This is a genomic window from Streptomyces sp. NRRL F-5123 (assembly GCF_000721495.1).
Lineage (GTDB): Bacteria > Actinomycetota > Actinomycetes > Streptomycetales > Streptomycetaceae > Actinacidiphila.
In genome coordinates this window covers 84,889-110,101 of record NZ_JOHY01000011.1, presented here as the reverse complement: position 1 = coordinate 110,101, position 25,213 = coordinate 84,889, and the positions used below count along the sequence as shown (strand labels likewise).

The window sequence follows — 25,213 nt, the reverse complement described above, 5'->3', positions numbered from 1 at the left end:
GCACCTCACGCCCCCGCGGGCTTCGCCGCGCCCGTACGCGCCGCCGCCGTCGCCGTGAAGCCGTCGGGGTCGACGGGCGGGTACTGCTCGCGCTCCATCAGCCCGCGGCGGCGGATCTTGTTGAGGACGTAGACATTGCCGAGGTGCATCACGCCGAGCACCAGCAGCACGACCCCGAGCTTGACCGACAGCTCCTCGAAGACCTGCCGGGCGTCGTCGACGGTGTCCGCCGACTTCAGGTAGAGGGCGACGAAGCCCAGGTTGACCAGGTAGAAGCCGACGACCAGCAGGTGGTTGACGGCGTCGGCGAGCTGCTCGTTGCCGTGCAGCACGTCGGCGAGGAAGACGCGCCCGTTCGCACTCAGTGTCCTGGCCACCCAGACGGTCAGCGCGACGCTGACCACCAGGTAGACCGCATAGGCGACCACGGTCAGGTCCATGACGATCCCACCCCTCAGACGTTCCTTGAACGTGTTCAAAACCTTGTGTCGTTGACGGTAGACCTCTTTTTGAACGCGTTCAAGCTGTGCGCCGACCGCGGCGCTGTGACCCGCACCACGCAGCGGAAGGCCAGGGGAAGGGCGGAGGAAGGGGCATGCAAAAGCCCGGCCCGGCTCCGAGGGTTCGGAGCCGGGCCGGGCGGGGGAAGGCCGAAGGCGGAGCGTCAGTCCGAGGAGGACGCCAGCGCGAGGTCCGGCTCCTGGCCGGGCCGGGTCGCCGGGGCCGCCACGGCGTCCTCCGCGGGCTCGACCGCCATGTGCGGCAGCCGCTTGTCCAGCCAGGCGGGCAGCCACCAGTTCGCCGTGCCGAAGAGGTGCATCAGCGCGGGCACCAGCACCGACCGCAGGATGAACGCGTCCAGCGCGACCGCGCCCGCGAGCCCGACGCCGAACATGCCGAGCACGCGCACCCCGCTGAGCGCGAAGGCGCCGAAGACGCAGACCATGATGACGGCCGCCGAGGTGATCACCCGGCTGGTCTCCGCGAGCCCGACCCGTACCGCACGCGCGCTGTCGCGGGTGTGGACCCACTCCTCGTGCATCCGGCTGACCAGGAAGACCTGGTAGTCCATCGACAGGCCGAAGAGCAGCGCCAGCATGATCACCGGCAGGAAGGCGTCGATCGGGCCTTCCCGGGTCGCGCCCAGCAGACTGCCGCCCCACGCCCACTGGAAGCCCGCGACCAGGACGCCGAAGGACGCGGCCGCCGCGACCATGTTCATCACCGCCGCGGTGAGCGGGACGACGACGCTGCGGAATGCGAGCAGCAGCAGCACGAAGCCCAGGGCGATGATCACCCCGATGAAGATCGGCATCTTGCCGCCGAGGACGGTGGCGAAGTCCTTGTAGATCGCCGTCGGACCGCCGACGTACGCCTTCATCGTGTTGCCGCGCTCGGCCGCCGGGACGACGTCGTCGCGCAGGTGGTTGATGAGCGTGTCGGTCGCCTTGTCCTGCGGCGAGGTCGTCGGCACCGCCTGGACGAGGGCCACCGTGCTGTTCTTCTCCATCGGCAGGGCGGCCGCGTAGGCGATGCCCTTGGTGTGGCCGAGGGTCGTGACGAGGTTGTCCAGCGCCTGCTTGTCGTGCTGGCCGCCGGGCACCTCGGCGAGGATCGTCAGCGGGCCGTTGAAGCCGGGGCCGAAGCCGTCGGCCAGCATGTCGTACGCCTTGCGGGTCGTCGTCGACGTCGGGTTGTTGCCCTGGTCGGACGAGCCGAGCCGGAGCGACAGCGTCGGGATCGCCAGCGTCGCCATGACCACGATCGCGGCGGCCGCGAGTGAGCGCGGGTGCCGCTGCACGAAGGACGACCAGCGCGCCGACGCGCCCACCGGCTCGCCGGTCCGCACGCCCTCGGCGGCGAAGCGCCGCCGCTGCCTGCGGCTGAGCACCTTCATGCCGAACAGGCCGAGCAGCGCGGGCAGCAGCGTGATCGCCGCGAGCACCGAGACCACCACGGTCATCGCCGACGAGATCGCCACCGCGTAGAGGAAGCTCAGGCCCACGGTGAACATGCCCAGCAGCGCGATGCACACCGTGCCGCCCGCGAAGAGGACCGCGCGCCCGGAGGTGTTGATCGCCTTGACCGCGGCGTCCTCCGGTGTGAGGCCGGCCAGGATGCCCTTCCGGTGTCTGGTGACGATGAAGAGGGCGTAGTCGATGCCGACGCCGAGGCCCACCAGCATCGCGAGCTGGCCGGAGAAGTCCGGCACGTTCTCGACGTGCGTGAGCAGGGTGATCATCGACGACGCGATGCCGATGGCGAACAGCGCCGTCACGATCGGCGTCAGCATGCCCAGCAGCGAGCCGAACGCCAGGAAGAGCACGACGGCCGCGGCCGCGATGCCCACGAACTCGCTCAGCCCCGGCGGCGGTTGCTCCACCTGGGCGACGGCGTCACCGCCGACCTCCACCTTCAGCCCGTCCGCGCGCGCGGTGTGCGCGGTGTCGATCAGGTTGTTGACCTGGTCGGCGGTCAGCGTGGCGCCGAGGACGTCGTACGTCACGCGGGCGTACGCCGTCTTCCCGTCCTTGCTGATCTGCGTCGCGCCCGCCGGGTCGTACGGGCTGACGACCTGGCCGACGTCCTTCTGGTGCCGGACCTTGTCCAGCATCGGCAGGATCTTCGCCTTGACCGTCGGGTCCTTCACCGAACCCGAGTCGGTGTGCCACACCACGGTGTCGCTCTCGCCGGACTGGCTGTGGACCGCCTTGTCCAGCAGGTCGAGCACCTTGCTCGACTCGGTGTGCGGGAGCGAGAAGTCATTCGAGTAGGCATCGCCTGCGATCCTGCTCGCGGTGCCGACGCCGAGCAGCGCCGCCACCCACAGCAGGATCACCACCCACTTGTGCCGGAAGCACCATCGCGCCAGAGCGGCCACGATCCATCCCCCATCATCTTCGTCTGCGTCTTCGTCGTCTTCTACTGCGTCTTCGTTGCGTCTGCGTGACGTCTTCGTTTGCGGCTCCGTGCGCTTGCGCACGGTCGTGCCGCGATCACTCGCCCCCCTCCAGAGTCAGTGGTGACAAGGGCGCCCACCAAGCCGAACGGCCTTCTCTCAAGGAACTCCAAGGTTCGCGCCCCCCGGAGGACACCCGGTGTGCGGATACTTGACGCATGGAGACAGCTGTCGGTACGGCTCCCACAGTGCTCGTCGTCGAGGACGAGCCCGGCATCGCGGACATCCTGCGCATCACGCTGACCTACAACGGCTTCACGGTGCACTGCGCGGCCTCCCGCAAGGAGGCCCTCGCGGCGGTCCGCGCGCACCGCCCCGACCTCGTGCTGCTCGACGTGATGCTGCCCGACGGCAACGGGTGGGAGGTGTGCCGCGCGCTGCGCGCCGAGCACCCGGCCGGGCGGGACGGCGCGGGCGACGACCTCGCCGTCATCTTCGTCACCGCGCGGGACGCGCCGCGCGACGTCGTCGCCGGGCTGGCGCTGGGCGGCGACGACTACATCACCAAGCCCTTCGGCGTCGACGAGGTCGTCGCGCGCGTGCACGCGGTGCTGCGCCGTACCCGCCGCACCGCGGGCGTCGCGGACCGGGTGCTGCGGCACGGTGATCTGGAGATGGACGAGGCGACGTACTCGGTGCGCCGCTCCGGCCAGCCGGTCGAGCTGACGCCCACCGAGTACAACCTGCTGCGGCACCTGCTGCGCAACTCGGGGCGGATCGTCTCCAAGGAGCAACTGCTGCAGCACGTCTGGCAGTACGACACGGTGGTGCCGTCGACGGTCGTGGAGACGTACATCTCCTACCTGCGGCGCAAGCTCGACCGGCTCGGCCCGCCGCTGATAGAGACCCGGCGCGGTGTCGGCTACGGGCTGCGGGCGGTCGAGGGCACGTGACGGTGTGGCGGGCGCGGGCGGGGACAGGTGTGGTGGGGCGGGCATGACGGGGACAGGTGTGACGGGGATCGGACGGGCGTGAGCGCATGAGCAAGCGGCTGCTGCCGTGGGCCTACGCGTGGTTCGCGGCGGAGTCGAGCCGCAGGAAGCGCGAGGCGGCGGGAGGCAAGCGCGGGGTGCTGTGCGGCAGCGGGCGGCTGCTGCCGAGCCCCAAGACGCTGCGCGCCCGGCTCACGCTCGCCAACGTCGCCTTCGTCGCGCTCGGGCTGCTCGCGACCGCGGCCTTCAGCGTCATGGCCACGGACATGGTGCTGGGCAGCGAGATCGACCACACCCTGAGCGAGTCGCAGCGCTCCTTGCGCAGCACCCCGGTCACGGCGAACGGCCTGCAGCAGCTGTGCACGCTCGCAACGATCCTGCAGACCGGCCACGACGGGGACGACGGCGGGGGCGGGCTGCCCTTCGCCAAGGCCTTCAAGCAGGACCTCTTCGTCGTCCTCGACCCCGACGGCCGCAACTCGACGGTGTGCGAGAACGGCATGGGCACCGACAACCGCGTCCGCGCCGACGTGATCGCCGCCCTGTCCGACCCCGCGGATCTCGCCCGTACCGGAAAGGCCGTCAACGTGCGGGCGGCCGGCACGGACTACCGGGTCGTCGTCACCCGGCTCGGCGACCGCAGCATGGTCGTGCAGGGGATGCGCTACAGCGGTGTCGAGCGCGCCATCCACAAGCTGCTGGGCTGGGAGTTCATCGCCGGGTTCGTGCTGCTCGCGCTGCTCGCGGTCGGGTCGCTGACCGCGGCAAGGCGGCGACTGAGCCCCCTGGAGGCCATGGTGGAGACCGCCTCCGCCATCGCCGAGGGCGACCTGTCGCGGCGGATTGCCACCGGGCGGTACGGCTCCAGCGAGGTGCAGCAGCTCAGCACCGCCCTCAACGCGATGCTCCAGCAGATCGAGACCGCGGTCACCGAGAGCGAGCGCGCCACCGCCCAGCTCCGGCACTTCCTCGCCGACGCCTCGCACGAGCTGCGCACCCCGCTGGCGTCCGTGCAGGGCTATCTGGAGCTGTACGAGAAGGGCATGCTCGACGCCGACGACAAGGAGCGGGCGCTGCGCCGGGTCTCCGCCGAGGCCGCCCGGATGAGCCGCCTGGTCGACGAACTCCTCGCGCTGGCCCGGCTGGAGGAGCGCCCCGGGCTGGACTTCCAGCCGGTCGACCTGTGCGCGCTGGTCCGGGACGCCGCCGCCGACCTCGCCGCGCAGCAGCCCGGCCGGCCGGTCACGCTGCTGCTTCCGGAGCCGGGGGGGCCGGGCACCGGGTGCTCGGTGTGGGCGCTCGGCGACGAGGCGGGGCTGCGGCAGGTGGTGGGCAACCTGCTCAGCAATGTGCGGGTGCACACGCCGCCGGACGCGCCGCTCGTCGTCGAGGTGCGCGGCAGTACGCGCGGGGTGCGGCTGCGGGTGAGCGACGCCGGGCCGGGCCTGGACCCGCGCGACGCCGAGCGCGCCTTCGACCGCTTCTTCCGGGCAGACCCGGAGCGCGCGCCCGACACGGGCGGGGCGGGGCTGGGCATGGCGATCGTGCACGCCGTCGTCCAGGCCCACCACGGGACGGTGCGGCTCGACACGGCGCCGGGCGCGGGGCTGACGGTCCGCGTCAGCCTGCCGGGCGCGCCGCCGCCACCCGGACCCACCGCCCCGGTCGCGGTCGAGTCCGGCCGGGCGGTGCGCTGAGGCCGAGGGCCCGGACACGCCCGCACAACGCGGCTTGCGTTGGAGCGGACTCCAACTCGTAGCGTCATGGTCATGACTCACGGAACCGCAGCTCACGAACCCCGCCCCGGCGACCGGGACCGCGACGGCGAACGCTACGCGCGCGGCCTGGCCGCACTCCGGCTCGTCACCGGCAGCGAGCACAACGCCGTCCTCGACCCGGTCGCCGAGATCGCGCCCGACCTCGCGCGCCTCACCGTCGAGTTCGGCTACGGCGACATCTGGTCGCAGCCCGGGCTGACCCCGCGGCAGCGGCAGATCGGCACCGTCGCGGCGCTCGCCGCCCTCGGCAACGCGGCGCCGCAGCTGCGTTTCCACATCGCCGGGGCCCTCAACGTGGGCTGTACGCGGCGGGAAATCGTCGAGACCTTCATCCACACGACCGTCTACGCCGGGTTCCCTGCGGCCCTCAACGCCCTGTCCGCGGCCCGCGAGGTCTTCGCGGCACGCCCCGACGACGAGGACGCACCGGCGGAGGAAGCGGCGGAGCCGGAGGACGGGCAGGTCCGGTACGCGCGCGGGCTCGACCTGCTGCGCGCGGTGGACGGCCCGGCGGGCCCGCAAGTCGCCGACTCGCTCGCGGACATCGCGCCGGACCTCGGCCGCTACCTGGTCGAGTACGTCTTCGGCGACATCTACGCGCGCACCGGCCTGGACCTGCCCACCCGGGAGCTGGCCAGCGTCGCGATGTGCACCGCGCTCGGCACGGCGGGCCCGCAACTGCGCGTGCACCTGAGGGCGTTCCTCAACGTCGGCGGCACCCGCGAGGAGATCGTCGCCCTGCTCACCCAGCTCGCCGGGTACGCCGGATTCCCCGCGGCCCTCAACGGCGTCGCGGCGGCCCGGGAGATCTTCGCCGAACAGGACGCGGCGGGCGCGGCGGGGGCGTGACCTCCCCTTCTCCCTCCCCGATACGCACAGGTGTGTGACCCCGCTTCAGGGGCAGGCGGCCGACATGGGCATCATCGGATGGATCGTACTGGGACTGCTCGCGGGCGCCATCGCCAAGATCATCCTGCCGGGCCGCGACCCGGGCGGGCTCGTCGGGACCACCCTGATCGGGATCGTCGGCGCCTTCCTCGGCGGCTGGCTGTCCGCGAAGCTGTGGGACAAGCCGGTGCCGCACCACTTCTTCGACGGCAGGACCTGGGTGGCGGCGATCGGCGGCTCCCTCGTCCTGCTCATCGCCTACCGCGTCATCTTCGGGGACTCGCGCGCCCGCCGCTGAGGGCGGCGCGCGCGAGTGCGCGGCGGAGGGCGGCGGCATCGACAGCCAGGGGGCGCGTCGCTAGTCTAGATGTCATGACCCTGCTGGTGAGCCGCCGCCATGTGGACCACGGCCGCGCCACCACCACCGGGTGTCGCCGCGTCAGCTGACGCGGCTCACTCCTCGCCCCGACTCCTCGTCCGTACGAGGGGGTCCGGGCGAGGGCCTGCACGAGGGCCGCTCCCTTTCCTTCCTGCTTCCTGCCGGGCGGCCCCGCACCCCTTGTCTCCGCAGCGCTGCGTGACCGCGTGCGGCCGCCGGGCCTCCGCCCCCTGCCGCAAAGGACCCCGCCCATGCGTCCGCACGCCCCGCGCCGCCGCCTGCTGACGGCGCTGGCGACCGCCGCAGTCGCCGCGCTCACCGCCACCGCGACGGCCACCGCCGCGACCCCCGGCTTCGGCCCGCTGCCGCCGCAGAACCCGGCCACCGCGCCGAACGGCACCGCCACCATGCACGGCGACAGCGCGTCGAGCGACACCACCCCCTACGCCGGACCCGGCACCGGCTCCGTCCGCTGGACCCGCACGGCCCTGGCGTCGGCCTGCCCCACCGTCGTCATCGGCGCGGACGGCTACCCCGTCACGCTGTGCACCACGATCTTCGGCCAGACCCCGACCGTGCACCTGCTCGACCCGGCGACGGGCGACGACCTCGCCTCCCTCGCCCTGCCCAAGGGCACCCTCTTCGGCGGCGTCTACGCCTACCTCGACCAGTCCGGCGCGCTCGTCGTCGTGGACGGCGACGACAACCTGCTGCGCATCGGCCACCACCAGCAGGGCGGTTCCTGGGCGCTGACGGTCGACCAGTCCACCTCGCTGGCCGCCGCGCTGCCCGCAGGGGACGCCGTCGTCGGTCTCAGCCCCGGCTGGGACGGCCGGGTGTGGTTCGCCAGCGCGGGCGGCGTCATCGGCACCGCCGACACCACGACCGGCGCAGTGCACACCCTCAGCACGGGGGAGGGCATCGGCAACAGCATCTCCACCGTGCCCGGCCACACCGCCGTGGCCACCGACCACGCCCTCTACCTGCTGGGCGAGACCGCCGACGGCACGCCCGTGGTCGACTGGCGCGCCCCCTACGACCGCGGCCCCGGCCGCAAGCCCGGCCAGCTCACCTGGGGCACCGGCGCCACCCCGAGCTTCTTCGGGCCCGGCGACGGCACCGAGTACGTGACCGTCACCGACAACGCCGCGCCGCACGAGAACCTGCTCGTCTACCGCGTCGCCGACGGCCCCGCCCCGGTGTGCACCACGCCCGTCCTCACCCAGTACGCCCAGAGCGGCACCGAGGACGCCGTCATCGCCGGCGGCAGCAGCGTCATCGTCACCAACACCTTCGGCTACGCCTACCCGGCCCTTCCGGACGGCGCCCCGCCCAGCGTCCCGGCCTCGGCGAACTTCGACGGCGGCCTGAGCCGGATCGACGTGAACGCCGACGGCGGCGGCTGCCACGTCGTGTGGAACAGCACCGTCAAGTCGGCGGCGCTGCCCCGGCTGTCGGTCGGCGACGGCCTCGTCTACACCCTCACCGTCAGCGGCCCGACCGACGTGGTCGGCTCCAACACCTTCGCCACCTACTCCTACGCGGCCCTCGACCCGGCGACCGGAGCGGCCGTGAAGACCTCGGCGATCGGCCTCGGGCTGCTCTACAACCCGCTCCAGATGACCGGCACGACCGCCCCCGACGGCACCCTCTACCAGGGCACCGAGACCGGAGTACTGCGCATCACCCGCCGCTGACCGCGGCCTTCGCCGCGACCGGCGGCAGCTGGCGGGTGATCGTCGGGTCGGTGATCGACGCGTCGTCCGCCAGCAGGAACGCCTTGGACAGCACCACCGCCAGCATCCCGCCGTCCTCCTCGAACGGCAGGAAGACCCGCCCGGCCGCGCCCTGCTGCCGGGCGGGCACGATGCACAGATACGCGTCGTGCGGCTCGACCAGCACATTCCCCGAGCCCAGATGGATGCGGTACGCCGCCCGGTCGCCGCGCACCCGCAGGAAGCGCCCGGCCAGCTCCACCCGGTCGGCGATCCTGGTCCGCGGCAGCAGCCGGGCCAGCGCCTCCTTGCGCATCTCGGCGGACGGCGGCAGCTCCCCGAACGCCGCCTCGTGCCACCGCGCCGCGAGCCGCCCCTCCGCGGCGTCCCGCCAGTCCGGATCGCCCGCGATCGAGGCCACGCCCACGAAGAGGTCCACGTCGCGCAGCGCCTCGCTCAGCACCAGCGGCGGCACCTCCACCAGCGCCACCGGCACCCACGCCCTGCCGCCCGCCGCCTGCCGCTCGAACCGCACCCGGTTGGTGGAGCACAGTTCTCCCAGGCCCGACAGCGTCCGGGTCTCCTCGACCAGCTGGTAGTCGAAGCGCGCCCGCCACTCCACCGGCCCCGCCGCGGGCACCACCCGCACCGCCTCGCCCTCGTAACCGCTGTCCCAGAAGCCCAGGTGCGTCGCCGACCAGCCGCGCGCCGCCATCAGTGAACGGGCCTGCCCGAAACGCAGCACCTGCGCCGCGAAGCGGTTGGAGTAGCCGCCGGTGGCCTCCTCCGCCGGGGTGAGCGGGTAGATCTCCCGGAAGACCTGCTTGAACGGCTGCCGCAGCTCCCGCCCCGTCACCTCCGTCCGCCACGCCGCGACCTCCGCGACCTCCGCCCGCAGCGGATGCCACAGCCGCACCCGGTCCGCGGCGCCCACCGGGACCGCCGTGCCGTCCGCCGCCGCCAGCACCCACCCCGCCCCGGCGCGCTCCGGCAACCCCGCCCGCCAGCCGTCCTCCCCGGCCTCCGCCGGGCACACCTCCCACAGCAGGGCCTTCGCCTGCGCCCCGACCACCGGATGGTCGGCGTAGCAGCTCTGCCACTCCGCGCCGCTCCAGCTCGCCCCGGACGCCAGCAGCTCCTCCAGCCGCAGCCGCTCGGCCGCCAGCAGCTTGCGCAGCGCCTTCAACTCCTCCCTCATCCGCGCGACCTCACCGGCCGCCTCCCGCTTCGCCGACGCGGGCGGCGCCACGACCCGCCGCCCCGCCGCCGTCACGAAGGCCAGCGACGCCCGCCCCGCCCCGTCCACCGCGAGCACCGCCGTCGAACCGTCCGGCAGAGCCACTTCCCGCCGGTGCTCCCCGTCCAGCCCCGCCGTCGGCACCGCCCGCTCCCGCAACTGCGAGGGCGCCAGGCCCGAGCGCGCCGCCATCTCCCGCTGCGCGCGCTCCGCCTTCTTCAGCACGCCCTGGTGCCGCACCGCCGCCCGCAGCGACGCCAGTTCGCCCACCGCCGAGGCCGCCAGGCCGCCGTCGAAGCCGCCGAGCACGGCGACCGCGGTGTTCGCCACCTGCTCGTTCCGCGAGTCGCCGCCCTTGCCGCCGATCCCCGTCCCGGCGTTCCGCGCGCACCCCGCGACGAGCCGCACCGCCTCCTCCCCGGCGGGGCCCGCGCCCGCGGTCGCCAGGTCCGCCAGCACCCACAGCAGGCCCCGCACCAGGCAGGTGTTGGCCCGGCCCGTCAGCCCCCGCGGCCGACCCACGTCGCCGTAGGCCCAGCGCATGACCGCCCGCCCTTCCGGCTGGTCCGCGAACCCCGCCACCAGCGCCCGGACCGCCTCCGCCCCGCGCGGCGCCGCCCCGACCAGCTCCGCTGCCCGCTTCCGCCACCGCATCCCGGCCCTGACCTGCTCCAGTGTCACGCAGTGCACCAGCAGCTCCGCGACCCCGGGCGACGCCAGCAGCCCGGCGTGCTCGGCCCGCATCCGGGGCCCGTACGCGTCGTCGTCGTCCAGCACCGACCAGTGCAGGCCCGAGCCTTCCGGCAGCAGCAGCGCGTCCATTCGGCGGTGCAGCCGCGACCGTTCCCCCTGCGACGTGTCGACCAGCGGCAGCCAGCGCGCGAGCTGGGCGACATCCGCGCGCAGCGCGACCTGCTCGTCCGGGCCCAGTGACTCCACCGCCGCCACCGGCAGCGCGAGCATGCCGTAGGTGCGTGTCCACACCCGGGGCAGCCGCCCGATGACCCGCCCGACCAGCTCCTCCGCCTGGTCCGCCGTCCACCGCAGCGGCAGCTCCGCCAGCGCCCGCACCGGCTGCTCGCCCGGCCGCCTGCGCACGACCAGGCACAGCTCCTGGTGCAGATGCAGTGCCGCCCTGCGCTGCTCCGGCTCGGGCAGGCGCAGCACCAGCCTCCCCACCTTCGTGTCCGCGAACTCCCGCCCGTGCACTCCCTCCCTGTCGTCCTGCCCCACCGCCGCGTCCAGCCGCGCCGCCAGCAATATCGCCATCCGCCCCACCCCTGCGCCCGGGCCCCCGGCAGGGGCGCCGTCCTCCGACGGTCAGCACAGTAGGCACCCCCACCGACATCCGGGCCCGCGTCCTACACCACCGCGAACCACCGCCCTCCCGCCGCGCGCAGCTCCGCCAGCTCCTCCGGCGCGGGCTCCGCCGCCGAACTCACCCACGCCACATAGGAATCCGGCCTGATCAGCGCTGCCGTGAAGGGCGCCGCCCCCGGCGCCCGGACCGACGCCCGCACCACGTCCACCCCCGCGCCCTCTCCCGCGGCCCAGCCCTCGGCCACCTCCGCCGCCGCTGCCCCCTCCGTCAGGTCCAGCAGCAACGGGCGCCCGCTCCGCGCCAGTTCGGCCAGCCGCACCGGCCCCTCCGCCGTCTCCAGCGGCACATCGGGCGCGAAGCCGCCCAGCAGCGGATGACCGCCACCCGGACCTCCCGTGGGACCGCCCATCTCGTAGCGCAGGTCGGAACCGGCTATCAGCGCGGCCACCCGCGCCACCGCCGACTCGTCCCGCAGCAGCTCGCCCATCACCTGGCGCAGCGCGTCCACGTCACTGCCGGGCACGTGCAGGGCGTGCTGGGCCTGCGCCGAGACCAGGGTGCGGCGGGCGGCCGCGCCGCGTTCGGTGTCGTAGCTCTGCAGCAGGCCCTCGGGCGCGGTGCCGGCGAGAGCAGCCGCCAGCTTCCACCCGAGGTTGACCGCGTCCTGGAGCCCGGCGTTGAGGCCCGGCCCGCCACCGGAGGCGTAGACGTGCGCCGCGTCCCCGACCAGGAAGAGCCGCCCCTCGCGCATCCGCTCGGCCACCCGCGTGTTGCCGCCCTTGAGTCGCCGCAGCACGTGCGGGCCCTCACCCTCCGGCGCCGCCACCGGGACCTCCGCCCCGAGCACCCGGGCAATGCTCGCCCGCATCTCCTCCAGGCTCATCGGCTCGTCACCCTCCACCGGCTCCCACTCGGTGGTGGCCACCAGCGGCGGCCGGCCGGGCAGCGGCGCCCAGCTGAAGGCCCCCCGCTCGGTGCGCAGCGGCAGGAACGGCGGCACCGTCCCGACCCCCGGCACCCGCAGGCCCGTCGCGTCCGCCCACCCCGCGGGCACGGACACATGCGCATGCCGGGCCACCGAGCGGTCGTACGTCACCCCGGGGAAGCCGATCCCGGCGAGCTTGCGGGCCGGGCTGTGCGCACCGTCGGCCCCGACGGCATACCGCGCGCGCAGCTCGTAGACGCCCTCCGGGCCCGACACCTTCAGCTCGACCCCGTCCTCCCGCAAGGCCAGGCCCACCACCTCGTGGCCGGTGCGTATCTCGGCGCCCAGCTCGCGCGCCCTTCCCTCCAGCACCTGCGTGATCCGCTGCTGCGGCACCGCCACCGTGTAGACGGGGCTCTCCCTCAGCAGGCCCAGATCCAGCGGCATCCCGGAGAACATGAAGCCCGTGGTGTTGGGCCGCGGCGCCCCCGGCTCACCCGTCAGCGGCTCGCTCAGCCCGCGCCGGTCCAGCGCCTGCACGACCTGGCCCACCAGTCCGTTCGCCTTCGGCTCGCGGCCCGGCTCCGCGAGCTTCTCCAGCACCAGCGGCCGCACGCCCAGCAGCCCCAGCTCGGCGGCCAGCATGAGCCCGGTCGGCCCGCCGCCGACGATCACGACATCCTCGGCCGCCATGGTGTTCTCGGCCCTTTCACCCGCAATGTTCCCGGTCATCAGGACGCACTCCTCCCCACTCTCCACGCACGGTTGTTGTCTTCGGTCGTCGGCCGATGCCGCTCGCGGCTCCACGCCGCAGGTGTCAGCTCTCCGTCGGAAAGGTGCCCGGCGAGGACAGGCCCGTCCGCAGATGCTCCAGAGCCTCGTCTATCAACGGGGCCAGCGGGACCGGGGGATCGGCCCGCAGCCAGTGGGAAAGCGTCGCGCCCATCGCGGCGCCGACCGCCGAGGCGACGAGCTTCGGGTAGAGGTCGGCCACCGCGTCCGTACCCGTCCGCGCCGCTACCGCCTCGGCCAGCACGCCCTGCGCGGCCTGGTCGGCGCGCATGACCTCGGCCTGCACCGCGGGCTCCGTCAGCACCTCCCATATCGCCTCCCGGTGCTGCCGCCGGGGTGTCTGCTGCTGGTGCGCCGCGCTGTCCTCGGGCGCGAACTCGAAGCGCAGGGCTGTCCCTATCGCCTCGAACAGCGGCTCGACCGCCGGCCGTTCGCCGACCGCCCGCGCGACCCGCGCCATCCGGTCCAGATGCGTCGCCGCGACCGCTTCCGCCTTGCCCGAGAAGTAGTTGCGGAACGTGCGCTCCGAGACGTTGACCGCCGCGGCGATGTCCTCGACCCGCACGTTCGCCCAACCCCGCTTGACCGCGAGCGCGATCGTGGCCTCGCTGAGCGCCCGCCGCGTCTGCTGCTTCTTGCGCTCGCGCAACCCCGCCGCCTGCTCGGCCGCGGGCCCGCCCGCCGGCTCACCCGCGAGCCCCTCCGCCTGTCCGTCCACCGGTCCGCCCCCCTCGCTCTCCGTTCTCCGTTCTCCCCGTGACCACCAAGCTAGCATTCTTTCCGATTCGGAAAATCTGCTCTGTGGAAAACTTTTCTGATCCGGCAAGATTTTCTGACTGTCGAACCGCGCAGGCCCGCATCGGTGACGGCTCCGCCGCTGTCAGTGGTCGCCCCTACGCTCCTGGTCATGGGAATGGTGACCTTCGTCGACGAGACGACATCAGGGGAGACCCGCGACTCCTGGGGGCTGGAGTTCGTGGAGGAGCGCGTCAGCGCCCGCGAGTTGATCAGGCGCCGGGTCTTCCAGGAGGTGGCCGAGTACAACGCGAAGCAGCCCGGCCTCTTCCAGGGCCTGGTCCAGCCGACCGACGCGGAGCGCACGCTGAACGGCTACCGGCTGCGCACCCCGCGCCGCCTCGACGCCGAGCGGCAGTTCGAGCTCGCCGTCGAGGCCTTCGGGCGCAACGGCTTCCTGCTGCTCGTCGCCGACCGCCAGATAGAGGACCTGGACGAGGAGGTCGACCTCTCCTCCGGCGCCGCCGAGGCGGTCTTCCTCAAGCTCGTGCCGCTGGTGGGTGGCTGATGGCCGTCATCGGGGACTACGTGGTGGCGGTCCGCGGGCTGGCTGCCGAGGGGGACATGGTCCGGCTGGCCGACCGCCTGGTGCCCGCCTTCGCAGACAAGGTCACTTTGGAGAACGGCGCCGGTGACAAGATGCTCGCCGAGGTCGCCGGCCTGTCGCCGGTCCAGCGGCGGGAGCTGGTGAAGCTGCTGTGCGAGCGCTACGAGAGCCTGGATCTGTCCGGCCTCCGCGCGAGCCTGGGGCTTCCGGACCACGTCGAGCGCCCGGTGCGGAACGGGCACCGCAGCTGGACCCCGACCGTCGAGGAGGCCAGGGAGACGCTGCTGCTGGTGATCGTGGCCGGCGCCCGCGGGCTGGGCATCGACCCGCTGCCCGGGGCGCGGGCCGAGCGCGTCGCCGAGTTGGCCGGATACAGCAGCATCTCGTGGTTCGGCGACCGCCCCGAGTGGCTCGTCGAGGCCGAACTCGCCGCCGGACGCGCGGTGCCGGTGGAGACCGTCGCCACCCTGCGCAGGACCGCGGCCACCGCCTACACCCGCCCCGGGCTGGCCCAGGTGGTGAAGAAGCTCCCCGACCCCCCGGTCAACCCCGGCGAGGCATGGTCGGACGACGCGCTCGCGACCGCCGCACTCCTCGGCGAGCCCTGGACGCTGCTGCTGCGGCACGCCGCGACCGCCACCGCCGCGCGCCCCACCGCCCGCTGGGAGAAGGAGGCCCGCGCCCTGGTCCAAGAAATCGGCGCGGACGCGGTACGGGACAAGGCGGCCGCCTGGCTCGCCCTCGTCGGGCGTCCCCGGACGGTGCCGTACGACGAAGAGGTCCACTACGGCCCAGACCGCAACGCCCTCATCGACCCCTACAACGCCAACGCCCTGCGCGGCCTCGTCCGGACGCTCGCCCTCCTCCCGCCGCACCTGGCGATCCCGCGCGCGCTCGGCTCGCTCGTCGACGTGTGCCTGCGCAAAATCCCCGGTCACGGGCCGCGCAACCCCAAGCTCGCGAACGCCGGGGTGACGGCGCTGGCCCGCTGCGAGGGCGAGGCGGCACTCGGCGAGTTGGCCCGGCTCGCCGCCCGGGTCACCTTCCGCGGCACGCTCAAGCAGATCGACCGCGCCCTGGAGGAGCGGGCCGAAGCGCTCGGCCTCGGCCGGGAGGAGGTCGAGGAGCTGGCCGTCCCGGCCTACGGGCTCACCGAGGTCGGGCTGCTCCGGCGCACCCGCGGCGAGCTGGCCGTACGCGCCGGGAAAGCCGTCCTGACGTGGCGCAACGCGGCCGGCAAGCAGGTCAAGGGCGTCCCGGCGGACGTCCGGCGCGACCACCCGGAGGAGGTCGCCGAGCTCAAGGCCGCCGCCAAGGACGTCGACCGCATGCTCGCCGCCCAGTCCGAGCGGCTGGACCGGCAGTTCCTGGCCCGCCGCCGATGGCCCTACGCGGCCTGGCGCGAGCGCGTCCTCGACCACCCGCTGGTCGGCACACTCGCCCGCCGCCTGCTGTGGACGGTCGACGGCCGGGCCTGCGGGTTCGCCGACGGCGAGCTGCGTACCCTCGCGGGCACGCCCGTGCCGCACGGGGGCGCGACCGTCGAGCTGTGGCATCCGGTGGGCCGGGAGATCGCCGAGGTCATGGCCTGGCGCGAGTGGCTGGAGCGGCACGGGATCACCCAGCCGTTCAAGCAGGCCCACCGCGAGGTGTATCCGCTCACCGACGCCGAGCGCCGCACGGCCACGTACTCCAACCGCTTCGCCGCGCACGTCCTGCGCCAGCACCAGTTCCAGTCGCTGGCCGCCGCCCGCGGCTGGAGCAGCAAGCTGCGGCTCGCGGTGGACGACGTCTACCCGCCCGCCGTGCGCGAGCTTCCCGAGTGGGGGCTGCGCGCGGAGTTCTGGATCGAAGGGGCGGACACCCACGACCTCACGGTTTCCGGCAGCTACCTCCACCTGACCACCGACCAGGTCCGCTTCCACCGCATCGGTGCGCCCGGCAACTGGGCGCACGCCTACGGGGGCGGCTACGCACCCGACCGAGGCCGCGACATCGGGCCCGAGGACGGCGCCCTGCCGCTGGAGGAGATCCCGCCGCTGGTGCTCAGCGAGGTGCTGCGCGACGTGGACCTCTTCGTCGGCGTCGCGAGCGTCGGCAACGACCCGCTGTGGCAGGACGGCGGTCCGGACGGCCGCTACCGCGACTACTGGCACAGCTACGGCTTCGGCGAGCTGACCGTGTCCGCGCAGGGCCGCCGCGACGTCCTGGCCCGCCTCGTCCCGCGGCTCGCGATAGCCGACCGGTGCACGGTCGAGGGCCGCTTCCTCCACGTCCGAGGCGACCGGCACACCTACCGGATCCACCTCGGCTCGGGCAACATCCTCATCGCCCCGACGGACCGCTACCTGTGCATCGTCCCCGGCGCGAACAAGGCCGCCGACCCCGGCTTCCTGCCCTTCGACGGCGACCGCACGCTCGGCCTCATCCTCAGCAAGGCCCTGCTGCTGGCCCGCGACACCGAGATCACCGACCCGACGATCCTGAGCCAGCTGTGACGGCGGCCCGCACGACGCCCCCGCCCCCGAAGAAAGCCCCGCCCCCGGAAAAGCCCCCGCCCCCGGGCGCACAGTGCGCCCGGGGGCAGGGAAGGACCGGCAGCGGCCGGCAGGAGGAAGCGGTCAGTACCGCCGGGTGATCAGCGCCCGCTTGACCTCCGCGATCGCCTTCGTCACCTCGATGCCGCGCGGGCACGCGTCGGTGCAGTTGAAGGTCGTGCGGCAGCGCCAGACGCCGTCCTTGTCGTTCAGGATCTCCAGCCGCTGCTCCCCGCCCTCGTCACGCGAGTCGAAGATGAAGCGGTGCGCGTTGACGATGGCGGCCGGGCCGAAGTACTGGCCGTCGTTCCAGAAGACCGGGCAGGACGACGTGCACGCCGCGCACAGGATGCACTTGGTGGTGTCGTCGAAGCGCGCGCGGTCCTCGGCGGACTGCAGCCGCTCCCGGGTGGGCTCGTTGCCCTTGGTCACCAGGAAGGGCATGACGTCCCGGTAGGCCTGGAAGAACGGGTCCATGTCGACCACGAGGTCCTTCAGCACGGTCATGCCCTTGATGGGCTCGATCGTGATGGGCTTCTCGGGGTTGATGTCCTTGATCAGGGTCTTGCAGGCGAGCCGGTTGCGCCCGTTGATCCGCATCGCGTCGGAGCCGCACACGCCGTGCGCGCACGAGCGGCGGAAGGTCAGGGTGCCGTCGATCTCCCACTTGACCTTGTGCAGCGCGTCCAGGACGCGCTCCTTGGGGTCGATCGGGATCTGGTAGTCGACCCACTCGGCGTGGTCCGCGACCTCGGGGTTGAAGCGGCGCACCCGCAGGGTGACCGTGACCAGGTGGGCGGCGCCGGACTCGGCGGCGTCCAGGGCCGCGGAGTGCCCGCCGTCGAGCGTCGCAGTGCTCGGGGTGCTCATCAGTACTTACGCTCCATCGGCTGGTAGCGGGTCTGCACGACCGGCTTGTAGTCCAGGCGGATCGTCTCGGCGCCGGTGGCCGGATCGAACTCGCGGTAGGCCATCGTGTGCCGCATGAAGTTGACGTCGTCGCGGTTGGGGAAGTCCTCGCGGTAGTGGCCGCCGCGGGATTCCTTGCGGGCGAGCGCGGACACGGCCATGACCTCGGCCAGGTCCAGCAGGTTGCCCAGCTCGACGGCCTCCAGCAGGTCGGTGTTGAAGCGCCGGCCCTTGTCCTGGACGGAGACGTTGCGGTAGCGCTCGCGCAGCTCGCCGATCTTCTCGACCGCGGTCTTGATGGTCTGCTCGGTGCGGAAGACCATCACGTTGGCGTCCATGCACTCCTGCAGCTCGCGCCGCAGGTCGGCGACCCGCTCGTTGCCGGTGGACTCGCGCAGGTGCTCGACGAGCTCCACGACCTTCTCGGCCGGGTTCTCGGGCAGCGCCACGTAGTCGTTGGCGTGCGCGTACTCCGCGGCGGCGATGCCGGAGCGGCGGCCGAAGACGTTGATGTCCAGCAGCGAGTTGGTGCCCAGCCGGTTCGCGCCGTGCACGGACACGCACGCCACCTCGCCGGCGGCGTACAGGCCCGGCACCACCGTGGTGTTGTCGGCGAGCACCTCGCCCTGCACGTTGGTGGGGATGCCGCCCATGGCGTAGTGCGCGGTGGGCTGGATCGGGATCGGGTCGGTGTACGGCTCGATGCCCAGGTAGGTGCGCGCGAACTCGGTGATGTCCGGCAGCTTGGCGTCCAGCTGCTCCGGCGGCAGGTGCGTGAGGTCGAGGTAGACGTGGTCGCCCTCGGGGCCGCAGCCGCGGCCTTCGCGGATCTCGGTGTAGATCGCGCGGGAGACGACGTCGCGCGAGGCGAGGTCCTTCATGACGGGCGCGTACTTCTCCATGAAGCGCTCGCCGTCCTTGTTGCGCAGGATGCCGCCCTCGCCGCGGGCGCCCTCGGTGAGCAGGATGCCCATGCGCCAGATGCCCGTCGGGTGGAACTGGAAGAACTCCATGTCCTCCAGCGGCAGCCCGCGGCGGAAGACGGCGGCCTGGCCGTCACCGGTGAGGGTGTGCGCGTTGGAGGTCACCTTGAAGAACTTGCCGGTGCCGCCGGAGGCGTAGATGACGGCCTTCGCCTGGAAGACGTGGATCTCCCCGGTCGCCAGCTCGTACGCCACCACGCCGGCCGACCGGCGGACGCCGTCGACCTCGGTGAGGAGCTGGTCCAGGACGTAGAACTCGTTGAAGAACTCCACGCCCTCCTTGACGCAGTTCTGGTACAGCGTCTGGAGGATCATGTGACCGGTGCGGTCGGCGGCGTAGCACGCCCGGCGGACCGCGGCCTCGCCGTGGTTGCGGGTGTGGCCGCCGAAGCGCCGCTGGTCGATCCGGCCCTCGGGCGTCCGGTTGAACGGCAGGCCCATCTTCTCCAGGTCGAGGACCGCGTCGATGGCCTCCTTCGCCAGGATCTCGGCGGCGTCCTGGTCGACCAGGTAGTCACCGCCCTTGATCGTGTCGAAGGTGTGCCACTCCCAGTTGTCCTCCTCGACGTTCGCGAGGGCCGCGGCCATGCCGCCCTGGGCGGCGCCGGTGTGGGAGCGCGTGGGGTAGAGCTTGGTCAGGACGGCGGTGCGGGAGCGCTTGGTGGCCTCGATGGCGGCGCGCATACCGGCGCCGCCCGCGCCGACGATGACGGTGTCGTACTTGTGGATCTGCATTGGGGTCGCTTTCCCTGTCCCAGCCCTGGCTCAGCGGATGTTCGGGTCGAAGGTGAAGATCACCAGCGAGCCGAGCGCGATGGTGAAGACCACCGCGGTGTACAGCAGCGTCTTGAGCCAGACGCGGGTGTTGGCCTGCTCGGCGTAGTCGTTGATGACGGTCCGCAGACCGTTGCCGCCGTGCAGCATGGCCAGCCACAGCATGGCCAGGTCCCAGAACTGCCAGAACGGCGAGGACCAGCGGCCGGCGACGAAGGCGAAGCCGACCTTCTGCACACCGCCGTCGAGCACCAGCTGGATCAGCAGGTGGCCGAGCACCAGCACGACGAGCACCACGCCGGACAGCCGCATGAAGAGCCAGCCGTACAGCTCGAAGTTGGTGCGGGTGGCGCGCGGGGTGCGCGTGGTGCGGGCCCGCGGCGGCTCGATGACCGGCGCCGGGTTGGCGGGGCTGTACGGGGCGACGCTGGAGCCGGTCAGTTCGACGGCGTCGGAGATGTCAGCGGACATGGCTCAGTTCCCCCACAGGACTCGTGCGGCGTGGCCGAGGACGGGGTAGATCGCGCCGACCATCAGCAGGATCCACACGCCGAGCACCGTCCACAGCATCTGCTTCTGGTACCGCGGCCCCTGCGTCCAGTAGTCGACCGCGATGATGCGCAGGCCGTTGAGGGCGTGGAAGAGGATCGCGGCGACGAGGCCGTACTCCAGCAGGCTGACGATCGGGGTCTTGTAGGTCGCGACGACCTTGTCGTAGTCCTCGGGGGAGACGCGCACGAGTGCGGTGTCGAGGACGTGGACGAACAGGAAGAAGAAGATGAGGACACCGGTGACTCGGTGAGCCACCCAGGACCACATGCCTTCCCGGCCGCGGTACAGCGTTCCTGCCGGCACGGAGAAAACCCTCCAGGAGCGGGGCGAGGGGGTGCCGGCCAGTGTGTCGGTCACGCCCGGCCGGGTACGGTCCACCGGCCCCGGCCATCGTAGCGACGTGATCCGGCCTCGGTACGGCGGGGTGGGCCAGGTGTGAGCGATCCCGCACGGTCGGGTGAACGCGACGGCTCGAACGCGCGCAGCAGGCGGGCCCGGCACAGACCGCGCAGCTGCTCCGCGGTGACCACCGACTCCTCGTCCGCGTCGTGCCCGAGCCGGATCCGCAGACTGGCCAGCGTCTGGTCGAGCGCCGCGGCCGGGTCGGCGGCGGCGCGCGCGTCGAGGGCGAGGATGAAGGCGTGGCCGAATTTCGCCTCGTAGTGGGCGTGCGCGGCACGCAGCGCGGTGTGCACGCTCAGGCGGCCGCGGTCGGCGAGGGCGGCGGGCCGCTCGGCGGCCAGCGCCTCGGCGAGATCGGCCGGCATCAGGTCGTACGCCGCTTCCTCCGCGGCCGCCAGCAGGGCCTCGACGGTCGGGTACGGGCGGTGGGCCGCGAGCCGGCGTGCCCACCGGTGGCTGCCGCAGCACGCCAGCAGTGCGGCCTCCGCGGCGGCGACCGGCGCCCCGTTGAAGCGGGACAGCGGCGACAGCGGTGGCTGCGGCGACAGCGATGACGCCGGCGGCGCGGCGGCAGGCGGGGCGAGCGGGGCAGGCACGGAAGGCGTGACGGCCTCGGAGGCGGGGTCGCTGGACAGCAGCGGGGCTCCAGGAGAGTGAACGGGGCGGGCCCTACGGCGGAAGTCCACTCTAGGCGGGACCTCTTCGAACACGGCAGGCAGATATCCGAACTTCACCCGTTCGGGCCCCTCGCGTCACCTCCGGTTGACGCGGACGCCGCCGTCAGTCCCACCAGAACGACCACAGCCGCTCGCCCCGCAGCGCCTCCGCGTACTCGGCGAACGGGAAACCGCCGTCGTTCAGGTTCGTCGCCCCCGTCAGGACGTGCTCAAGGGCCACATGCGCGGCGTGTCGCGACGCGAGCGGCGGCGAGGCCACCGACACGAAGAGCGAGGCGCCCTCGAAGCCGATGACGCGCGCCCCGAAGCGGTCCTCCCACGTCCGCAGCAGCGCGGAAAGCTCCAGCGCGGGCGCGTCGGCCTCCCAGCCCACCGCGGCGGGGATGTCCGCGCTGCGCGCCACCCGGACGAGCGCGACATATGCCACGAAGCGCGTGGTGAAGTAGTGCAGCATCTGCCCGACCGCGACCCGCGCCACCGCGTCCGGCGACGGTCCCGGATGCGGCTCGGACGCCGCCGCGAGGCCCGGCCAGGCGCCGTACGGCACCCGCAGCCCCGCGCCCTGCTCGGCAGCCGTCTTCGGGTCGGAGGCCGACCGGCCGCGCGCGGGCCACAGCACCGGCCGCGCCGCCCGGCTCAGCTCGTACGACTGCCAGGACTCGCGCAGCGAATCCGCGACGTCGACCGTGCCGACCTCCTCGGGCCCGTGCCCGTTGCCGTGCCCGCAGGGCCACGCCATCAGCACCGGATACCAGCCCGTACGGCGGTGCTGGCGGTGGCAGGACGTCCATAACCGGCCGGGCGCGACGACGGGTTCGTGGCTCATCCACAGCCCGGGGGTGGACCCGGCCACCAGCCGGCCCGGGGGGAGGCCGTCGGGGAGGCGGTCCACATGCATGACGGCGGGCTCCTCCGTGGCGCGCGCCCGGATGCGCGGTGCGCATCCGGGCGGGTGGTACGAGTGACGACGGCCGGGGGCCGCCTCCCCCCACAGGAGCGTCCCCGGCCGCCGTCTTGTACGGCGTATCCCAGACCAAAAGTGTCACAGGCCCGTATGAGGCAGGATTGGCCGTGTGTTCGAGGGGGTGGTGCCGGACGTGGAACTGCCGGAGTCTCTGGAAGCCGCGGTCAGTGCGGCGCAGCAGGGCGACGAGGGGGCGTTCCGTACCGTCTACCGCGCTGTGCAGCCGCAGTTGCTCAACTACGTGCGCAGCCTGGTCGGTCCGGGCGAGGCCGAGGACGTCGCGTCCGAGGCGTGGCTGCAGATAGCCCGTGACCTGCCCAACTACCGCGGCGGGAGCGGGTCGATCCGCGGCTGGGCGGCGCGGATCGCGCGCAACCGCGCGCTGGACCACATCCGCGCGCGCGCCCGCAGGCCGGTCGCGGGCGGCGGGGTGGACGACCTCGTGCAGATGCCCGACCGGTCGGACACCGCAGGCGAGGCGCTGGACGCGGTCGCGACCGACCGGGCGCTCTCGGCGATAGCGGCGCTGCCGCGGGAGCAGGCGGAAGCCGTGCTACTGCGGGTGGTGATGGGACTCGATTCAACCAGTGCGGCAAGAGTGCTCGGGAAGCGTGCCGGATCGGTGAGAATGGCGACTCACCGCGGGCTGCGGCGGCTTGCCGAGATCCTGGAGTACACCGACGAAGGGGGCGGGGAGGCCTTCCGGGACGGCGAGGGGGACGAGGACGGCGGGAGCGGCGGCGAGGAGGGCCGGCGCGGCGTCCCCGGGCAGCGGTCGGCGGACCGGCAGGACGCGGATGTGACGTATTCCGCGTCCAAGGCGCTGTGAGGGAGTGGGATGAGCGACAACGCGCGACGTGACACCGCATCCACGGACCTGCCCCATCCGGCCCGTCACCCTTACCGGGCCCGGCGGTACGAGCACTCCCCGGCGGTCTACCCCGTGCCGCGCCCCGAGCGCCGCCCGGCGGCCGCCCGCGGCCAGACCTGGCCCGACGCCCGCACGGCCGAGACGCTGCTCGCCGGCGGCACCGCCGCCGCGCCGGCGGCCGGCGTGCCCGCCGACCGTCTGGTGCGGCTGCTCAGCGCCGCCCGCGAGGTGGGCCCCGCGCTGGACCCGGCCCGGGAGGCGGCCGCGCTCGCCGCCTTCCGCAGCGCGGTCGCGGGGCGGGCCGCCACCGGGGAGGCCCCGCGGGTCGGGCGGCTGGCGGCGCTGCGCGCCGCGTTCGGGGTACGCCGGCCGCGCGTGATGGCGGCCGCGGTCGTGTCGGCGCTCGCACTCGGCGGGGTCGTCGTCGGAATGGCGGCCGCCGCCCGCTCCCTCACCCCCGGCGGCGCGGGCACCAGCCCGCTGGAGACCCGCCCGCCCGCGGCCGTGTCGCCCGACGGCGGCCGGCTGGGCCCGTGGACCGCGGGCCCCACCACCCGCTCCCCGGCGCCGCGTTCGACCGGCACCCCGCAGCGCGAGCACGACGCCGGGCGCACCGTCCGGGGCTGCCGCAAGCCCGCCGACCACTGCCGCACCGGCTCCGGCGCGGGCAGCGGCAACGGCTCCCGCACGGGCGGCAACGGGCAGGGCAACGGCAACGACCAAGGCAACGGCAACGACCAGGGGAACGGCGGGAGCGACCGGGGCAGCCGGTCCGGCGGGGAAAGCGGGTCCGGCGGGGACGCGGGAGCCTGGGGGGACGCGGGAGCCTGGGGGGACGGCTGGAATTCCTGGGGCGAACGCGTCTACTCGCCCGGCGGCGCGGGCCCCCGCCCCACCCGCCCCGGCTACCGCTCCCCGTCGCGCCCGCCGGGCAGGTGACACTTCTGACGGCCCGTGCGCTGTAGGGAGTAAGGCCGACTGGTCATCGGCCCCGAGACCCCGGTTCTCCCCGTACCGGGGTTTGACACGGAGCGCGGCCGGGCGCATTCCCCCTGCCCGGCCGCGCTCCTCAGCGCTGTCGTCCGTGCCGTGTCACCAGTAGACGACGACCTTGTCGCCGACCTCGACCTCGTCGAAGAGCTTGGCGATCGCGGCCTTGTCGCGGACGTTCACGCAGCCGTGGGAAGCCCCCGCGTAGCCGCGCGCCGCGAAGTCCGAGGAGTAGTGCACGGCCTGGCCGCCGCTGAAGAACATCGCGTACGGCATCGACGTGTGGTAGATCGTCGAGACGTGGTCGCGGCTCTTGGAGTTCACGTGGAAGAGGCCCTCGCGGGTCGGCGTGTACTGCGACCCGAAGCGCACGTCCATGGTGGCCTGCACCTTGCCGTCGACGACCCACGACAGGGTGCGGGTGGTCTTGCTGATGCACAGCGCGCGGCCGGTCATGCAGCGCGCGTCCAGCTTCTGCGCGGGCTTGGCCGGGGCCGGCGGGTACAGCTCCTTGTGCGTCGGGGTGTGCGTCAGCGCCGTGAGCTTCGACCACGTGGCCTGGGTGACGCTGGTGCCGCTGCCGGACAGGCCGTGCCGCTCCTGGAAGTCGCTGACCGCGTGCTCGGTCACGGTGCCGTAGAAGCCCGTGGGGTTGCGGGAGAAGAAGTGCAGCTGGCCGAGCCGGGCCTGGAGTTCGCGGACCTTCGCGCTGGTCTGGCCCGACGCCATCAGGGCCGCCGGCTTCGCGGGGGCCTTCGTGGCCGGGGTCTGCGACGGCTTGGGCGCCGTGGTCGTGGGCGCCGCCGTCGTGGTGGGCGGTGCGGTCGCCGCGGGCTCGGTCGTGGCGGGCGCGGCGGTGGTCGCCGGGTCGGACGCGGGCGCCGTGGACGACGCCGACGGCTTGCCGCCCGCGTCACTGCCGTCCGGCCCGCACGCGCTCAGCAGCGCGGCGGCCAGCGCCGCTCCGGCCGCCGCCGTCATGGACACCGGCATCCGCCGTCCTCTGCCGCTGCCGCCTCTGCCTATACCTGTCGACATCGCTGGTTATCCCCTTGATCAGCCGTTGTGCCCGCATAGACACGTTTCCGGCGCGCACGGTTCCACCGCTGCGGGCCGCGGACTCCGTACTGTGAGGAAGGTCCCAGCTCGCGGCGCTGCGCCCCGTACGGGCCCGCCACTACAGTCCGTGTCGGTAACTTCGCCGGTTCCTGCCGGTCCGCAAACCCCCACCCCACCCCTGTTCCGTCCATCCCGGCTATCCAGCCACTGAGCACAGCGGAGGCGTG

Annotated in this window: 21 protein-coding genes; 9 read left to right on the top strand and 12 right to left on the bottom strand. The window is 73.4% G+C overall.

What is annotated here, in order from left to right:
* Positions 1 to 5: 5 nt before the first annotated feature.
* Both IH54_RS0113310 and IH54_RS0113305 read right to left on the bottom strand, forming a co-directional pair.
* Positions 6 to 440 carry a hypothetical protein gene (locus IH54_RS0113310; protein ID WP_043180736.1) on the bottom strand — a complete coding sequence of 145 codons (435 nt, stop codon included), beginning with the start codon at positions 438 to 440 and terminating at the stop codon, positions 6 to 8.
* 224 nt (positions 441 to 664) lie between these two features.
* Positions 665 to 2,881: an MMPL family transporter gene (locus tag IH54_RS0113305; RefSeq protein WP_052397390.1), complete on the bottom strand. Its 2,217-nt coding sequence runs from the start codon at positions 2,879 to 2,881 to the stop codon at positions 665 to 667.
* A gap of 236 nt (positions 2,882 to 3,117) precedes the next feature.
* Between IH54_RS0113305 and IH54_RS0113300 the strand changes: the two genes are divergently transcribed.
* The 5 genes from IH54_RS0113300 to IH54_RS0113280 all read left to right on the top strand — a co-directional run bounded on the left by IH54_RS0113300 (position 3,118) and on the right by IH54_RS0113280 (position 8,633).
* Positions 3,118 to 3,852, top strand: coding sequence for a response regulator transcription factor (locus IH54_RS0113300; protein WP_031516268.1), 735 nt, complete (start codon positions 3,118 to 3,120; stop codon positions 3,850 to 3,852).
* 86 nt (positions 3,853 to 3,938) lie between these two features.
* Positions 3,939 to 5,588, top strand: a complete 1,650-nt coding sequence (locus IH54_RS0113295; protein ID WP_078862166.1) for a sensor histidine kinase — start codon at positions 3,939 to 3,941, stop codon at positions 5,586 to 5,588.
* Between the two features lie 72 nt (positions 5,589 to 5,660).
* Complete coding sequence (locus IH54_RS0113290; protein WP_043180788.1) at positions 5,661 to 6,518, top strand: carboxymuconolactone decarboxylase family protein; 858 nt, start codon at positions 5,661 to 5,663, stop codon at positions 6,516 to 6,518.
* A 64-nt stretch (positions 6,519 to 6,582) separates the two neighbouring features.
* The gene (locus IH54_RS0113285; protein WP_031516262.1) at positions 6,583 to 6,855 is read left to right on the top strand and encodes a GlsB/YeaQ/YmgE family stress response membrane protein; all 273 of its coding nucleotides are present in this window, start codon (positions 6,583 to 6,585) and stop codon (positions 6,853 to 6,855) included.
* A 332-nt stretch (positions 6,856 to 7,187) separates the two neighbouring features.
* Complete coding sequence (locus IH54_RS0113280) at positions 7,188 to 8,633, top strand: hypothetical protein (RefSeq protein WP_031516260.1); 1,446 nt, start codon at positions 7,188 to 7,190, stop codon at positions 8,631 to 8,633.
* Here the strand turns inward: IH54_RS0113280 and IH54_RS0113275 are convergent.
* The 3 genes from IH54_RS0113275 to IH54_RS0113265 form a co-directional block, all read right to left on the bottom strand.
* Entirely contained in the window at positions 8,620 to 11,157 is a 2,538-nt protein-coding gene (locus IH54_RS0113275) for a DUF4132 domain-containing protein (RefSeq protein WP_052397389.1), read from the bottom strand. The genes IH54_RS0113280 and IH54_RS0113275 overlap by 14 nt on opposite strands.
* A 92-nt stretch (positions 11,158 to 11,249) precedes the next feature.
* Positions 11,250 to 12,866 carry an FAD-dependent monooxygenase gene (locus IH54_RS0113270; RefSeq protein WP_234343495.1) on the bottom strand — a complete coding sequence of 539 codons (1,617 nt, stop codon included), beginning with the start codon at positions 12,864 to 12,866 and terminating at the stop codon, positions 11,250 to 11,252.
* A gap of 85 nt (positions 12,867 to 12,951) precedes the next feature.
* Positions 12,952 to 13,644, bottom strand: coding sequence for a TetR family transcriptional regulator (locus IH54_RS0113265; RefSeq protein ID WP_234343494.1), 693 nt, complete (start codon positions 13,642 to 13,644; stop codon positions 12,952 to 12,954).
* Positions 13,645 to 13,833: 189 nt separating this feature from the next.
* On the opposite strand from IH54_RS0113265, the gene IH54_RS0113260 reads away from it, so the two are divergent.
* Positions 13,834 to 14,229, top strand: coding sequence for a hypothetical protein (locus tag IH54_RS0113260; RefSeq protein WP_031516253.1), 396 nt, complete (start codon positions 13,834 to 13,836; stop codon positions 14,227 to 14,229).
* On the top strand, positions 14,229 to 16,766 hold the full coding sequence (locus tag IH54_RS0113255) for a DUF4132 domain-containing protein (RefSeq protein ID WP_052397388.1): 2,538 nt from the start codon (positions 14,229 to 14,231) through the stop codon (positions 16,764 to 16,766). Before IH54_RS0113260 ends, IH54_RS0113255 begins: the two co-directional genes overlap by 1 nt.
* Before the next feature lie 123 nt (positions 16,767 to 16,889).
* Here IH54_RS0113255 and IH54_RS0113250 read toward each other — a convergent pair whose 3' ends face one another.
* The 6 genes from IH54_RS0113250 to IH54_RS41560 all read right to left on the bottom strand — a co-directional run bounded on the left by IH54_RS0113250 (position 16,890) and on the right by IH54_RS41560 (position 22,000).
* Positions 16,890 to 17,675: a succinate dehydrogenase iron-sulfur subunit gene (locus tag IH54_RS0113250; RefSeq protein ID WP_031516249.1), complete on the bottom strand. Its 786-nt coding sequence runs from the start codon at positions 17,673 to 17,675 to the stop codon at positions 16,890 to 16,892.
* Positions 17,675 to 19,432, bottom strand: coding sequence for a succinate dehydrogenase flavoprotein subunit (gene sdhA / locus IH54_RS0113245; protein ID WP_031516247.1), 1,758 nt, complete (start codon positions 19,430 to 19,432; stop codon positions 17,675 to 17,677). The genes IH54_RS0113250 and sdhA overlap by 1 nt, the downstream gene beginning before the upstream one ends.
* A gap of 30 nt (positions 19,433 to 19,462) precedes the next feature.
* Positions 19,463 to 19,942 (bottom strand): succinate dehydrogenase hydrophobic membrane anchor subunit, encoded by a 480-nt coding sequence (locus IH54_RS0113240; RefSeq protein ID WP_031516245.1) that lies wholly within the window; start codon positions 19,940 to 19,942, stop codon positions 19,463 to 19,465.
* Positions 19,943 to 19,945: 3 nt separating this feature from the next.
* Positions 19,946 to 20,326: a succinate dehydrogenase, cytochrome b556 subunit gene (sdhC, locus tag IH54_RS0113235; RefSeq protein WP_031516244.1), complete on the bottom strand. Its 381-nt coding sequence runs from the start codon at positions 20,324 to 20,326 to the stop codon at positions 19,946 to 19,948.
* A gap of 50 nt (positions 20,327 to 20,376) precedes the next feature.
* Positions 20,377 to 21,111 (bottom strand): 2-oxo-4-hydroxy-4-carboxy-5-ureidoimidazoline decarboxylase, encoded by a 735-nt coding sequence (locus tag IH54_RS0113230; protein ID WP_324607790.1) that lies wholly within the window; start codon positions 21,109 to 21,111, stop codon positions 20,377 to 20,379.
* A 94-nt stretch (positions 21,112 to 21,205) separates the two neighbouring features.
* Positions 21,206 to 22,000 carry a DUF4253 domain-containing protein gene (locus IH54_RS41560; RefSeq protein ID WP_052397387.1) on the bottom strand — a complete coding sequence of 265 codons (795 nt, stop codon included), beginning with the start codon at positions 21,998 to 22,000 and terminating at the stop codon, positions 21,206 to 21,208.
* 175 nt (positions 22,001 to 22,175) lie between these two features.
* On the opposite strand from IH54_RS41560, the gene IH54_RS0113220 reads away from it, so the two are divergent.
* Together IH54_RS0113220 and IH54_RS0113215 are read left to right on the top strand one after the other, a co-directional pair.
* Positions 22,176 to 22,895, top strand: a complete 720-nt coding sequence (locus IH54_RS0113220; protein WP_234343493.1) for an RNA polymerase sigma factor — start codon at positions 22,176 to 22,178, stop codon at positions 22,893 to 22,895.
* A gap of 9 nt (positions 22,896 to 22,904) precedes the next feature.
* The gene (locus IH54_RS0113215) at positions 22,905 to 23,876 is read left to right on the top strand and encodes a hypothetical protein (protein ID WP_031516235.1); all 972 of its coding nucleotides are present in this window, start codon (positions 22,905 to 22,907) and stop codon (positions 23,874 to 23,876) included.
* 153 nt (positions 23,877 to 24,029) lie between these two features.
* On the opposite strand, the gene IH54_RS0113210 is transcribed toward IH54_RS0113215, so the two are convergent.
* A complete protein-coding gene (locus IH54_RS0113210; protein WP_078862164.1) occupies positions 24,030 to 24,920 on the bottom strand; it encodes a L,D-transpeptidase family protein in 891 nt (296 codons plus the stop codon).
* Positions 24,921 to 25,213: the final 293 nt, after the last annotated feature.

Coding starts and splice junctions, on each gene's coding strand:
- IH54_RS0113310 (WP_043180736.1), bottom strand. CDS start 440: ATGGACCTGACCGTGGTCGCCTATGCGGTCTACCTGGTGGTCAGCGTC.
- IH54_RS0113290 (WP_043180788.1), top strand. CDS start 5,661: ATGACTCACGGAACCGCAGCTCACGAACCCCGCCCCGGCGACCGGGAC.
- IH54_RS0113280 (WP_031516260.1), top strand. CDS start 7,188: ATGCGTCCGCACGCCCCGCGCCGCCGCCTGCTGACGGCGCTGGCGACC.
- IH54_RS0113270 (WP_234343495.1), bottom strand. CDS start 12,866: ATGACCGGGAACATTGCGGGTGAAAGGGCCGAGAACACCATGGCGGCC.
- IH54_RS0113300 (WP_031516268.1), top strand. CDS start 3,118: ATGGAGACAGCTGTCGGTACGGCTCCCACAGTGCTCGTCGTCGAGGAC.
- IH54_RS0113260 (WP_031516253.1), top strand. CDS start 13,834: ATGGGAATGGTGACCTTCGTCGACGAGACGACATCAGGGGAGACCCGC.
- IH54_RS0113215 (WP_031516235.1), top strand. CDS start 22,905: ATGAGCGACAACGCGCGACGTGACACCGCATCCACGGACCTGCCCCAT.
- IH54_RS0113285 (WP_031516262.1), top strand. CDS start 6,583: ATGGGCATCATCGGATGGATCGTACTGGGACTGCTCGCGGGCGCCATC.
- IH54_RS0113295 (WP_078862166.1), top strand. CDS start 3,939: ATGAGCAAGCGGCTGCTGCCGTGGGCCTACGCGTGGTTCGCGGCGGAG.
- sdhA (WP_031516247.1), bottom strand. CDS start 19,432: ATGCAGATCCACAAGTACGACACCGTCATCGTCGGCGCGGGCGGCGCC.
- IH54_RS0113255 (WP_052397388.1), top strand. CDS start 14,229: ATGGCCGTCATCGGGGACTACGTGGTGGCGGTCCGCGGGCTGGCTGCC.
- IH54_RS0113275 (WP_052397389.1), bottom strand. CDS start 11,157: ATGGCGATATTGCTGGCGGCGCGGCTGGACGCGGCGGTGGGGCAGGAC.
- IH54_RS0113240 (WP_031516245.1), bottom strand. CDS start 19,942: ATGTCCGCTGACATCTCCGACGCCGTCGAACTGACCGGCTCCAGCGTC.
- IH54_RS0113250 (WP_031516249.1), bottom strand. CDS start 17,675: ATGAGCACCCCGAGCACTGCGACGCTCGACGGCGGGCACTCCGCGGCC.
- IH54_RS0113210 (WP_078862164.1), bottom strand. CDS start 24,920: ATGCCGGTGTCCATGACGGCGGCGGCCGGAGCGGCGCTGGCCGCCGCG.
- IH54_RS41560 (WP_052397387.1), bottom strand. CDS start 22,000: ATGCATGTGGACCGCCTCCCCGACGGCCTCCCCCCGGGCCGGCTGGTG.